The following is a 2,047-nucleotide window of genomic DNA, read 5'->3' as shown; positions in this document are numbered from 1 at the left end:
AAGTAACAAAACCGTTTTGTTCAACGAATTCCCAGTCCCATCCTGTACTTAAAGCAGGAGTTTTTAATGTCGCCCATTCAGTAAAACCATAATAAACAATTTGAGATTCTTCAATTTGGGCTGATTCAACGATAGATACAACGTGTTGAAAAGGGTAATTCATGAGTTGGTTCTCATTCATACGAATAAAACCATCTGTCGAAATTGAAAAATGAGGGGTAATGTTGGCCATGCTACCTGTTCAAGTACCCTGAAATAGAAATCTTTTGATAAATACCATAAATTATTGCCAATTAAATACTGTTATGTTTAACAGGTTAAATATAATTTGATGCCCTATATCGTTAAGCTATTCTTATTGGAAGATTATTCAAGTATTAAGGTTGGCTAAAGTAAAAAATGATTATCTTGTAGTTATAATATAAAAAATGCTTTTGACAATGCTCAATTGACTTACTTTTTTTAGCTTTTTTAGGTGGCTTTTATACTTGTTATTAAAACAATAGTTTTAACTAAAATAAGCCACCATGTAATTATTTGATTTGCTAAATAATTATTTATTTTTTTAGTTTGTATATATAATGATTGGTAAAATTATATTTCTTGGATCATTGTTGAAATGTATTATTTAATTAAATTAATAAAATATAATTTTAAGATTAAATAATGAGCATTGTTTTTTTATTTTAAAAACTATGTTTTTTGGAATAAAATGCATCCTGTAAAATTTAATTTTTTCAAGCATAATCTGTATATTGAATATAACAACCTTAAAGGCTTTCAGAAATTTAGTTTATCTGAATAATTTACAACCATTTGGGCTTAAAAGTGTTGTTAATTGGATGATGAGTTCAAAATCTGCAATTGAGAAAGTAATAAAAGAAGATGAAGTAGTGGAAATATTTTAACAGCCTCATAATCTTTTAGATTTTTGTAGAGTTCTATTGAAATAAAGGTAAAAAAATAGCCCTACGCTTCAATTTAATTATTTGGATTCACAAGAGATAACTGAACAAAAAATAATTTCTGAATGGAGCCTAATGAGAGCAAATGGAAAGTTGGCAAGAGGATTTATTATCAGCATTTTTGGTCGTAAAAAATGAAGATGAATTGTTTGAAGTAGTCAAATCTACAGCGTCAAAGCTTGGATTTGATTATTGTGCTTATGGTATGCAGTCACCGCTATCTATTGCTGAACCAAAAACAATTATGTTGAATAATTATCCTCAGGCATGGCAAAAGCTCTATATAGAACAACGTTACGTGAAGGTAGACCCTACTGTGCAGCATTGTATGGTATCACTTCAACCTCTTGTCTGGTCGAGTCAAAATGCAAAAACACAAGAAGAAAAAGATTTCTGGGAAGAGGCGCGTTCTTATGGTTTAAATGTCGGTTGGGCTCAGTCAAGTCGTGATTTTATTGGGACGAGAGGGATGTTAACACTAGCAAGATCCACCGATCAATTATCAGAAAAAGAGCAAAAAGCACAATATACAAATATGTATTGGTTGACTCAAACAGTGCATTCCAGCATTGCTAAAATTGTCAATGATGTAGAGTTCTCTCAGTTCAACCTTTATTTAACGAACCGAGAAAAAGAAGCTTTACGTTGGACAGCAGAGGGTAAAACCTCAGCAGAGATTGCCCAGATTATTGGGGTTACTGAAAGAACTGTAAATTTTCATCTTTGTAACTCGATGCAAAAATTAAATGTAAATAATAAAATTTCAGCAGCTATTCGAGCAGTAATGCTGGGACTTTTGTAAAAAGATATATAAAGAATATAGAGTATTATAAAATAAATAGTTATATGATATTTATTTAAGTATTTTATAACATGTGTTTTAAATTTTTTATTTTAAAAAGTTAATCTATGAATTTAAAATAATGAGTAAGTTTATTATTTTTAAATAAAATTATTTATAGTTTATTATAATAATGTATAAATTAAATTTTAATTATCTGAAATAAAATTAAATAGGCGGTATTAATAATTTAATCTTAAAAGTAAAATTTTTTAATCTTCAGATCATTACTCAGTTTTTC

Annotated in this window: 2 protein-coding genes; one reads left to right on the top strand and one right to left on the bottom strand. The window is 28.4% G+C overall.

Annotation, left to right across the window (positions count from 1 at the left end):
• A partial coding sequence (locus tag J582_RS0105495) for a DUF4902 domain-containing protein (protein ID WP_155766487.1) occupies positions 1–232 on the bottom strand: 232 nt, incomplete at its 3' end.
• Between the two features lie 818 nt (positions 233–1,050).
• On the opposite strand from J582_RS0105495, the gene abaR reads away from it, so the two are divergent.
• A complete protein-coding gene (gene abaR, locus J582_RS24830) occupies positions 1,051–1,767 on the top strand; it encodes a LuxR family transcriptional regulator AbaR (protein ID WP_032048157.1) in 717 nt (238 codons plus the stop codon).
• Positions 1,768–2,047: the final 280 nt, after the last annotated feature.

This window comes from Acinetobacter sp. 1566109 (assembly GCF_000582255.1).
GTDB lineage: Bacteria > Pseudomonadota > Gammaproteobacteria > Pseudomonadales > Moraxellaceae > Acinetobacter > Acinetobacter nosocomialis.
The sequence above is the reverse complement of the archived record's forward strand: the minus strand, read 5'-3'. Positions and strand labels throughout refer to the sequence as shown.

Coding starts and splice junctions, on each gene's coding strand:
- abaR (WP_032048157.1), top strand. CDS start 1,051: ATGGAAAGTTGGCAAGAGGATTTATTATCAGCATTTTTGGTCGTAAAA.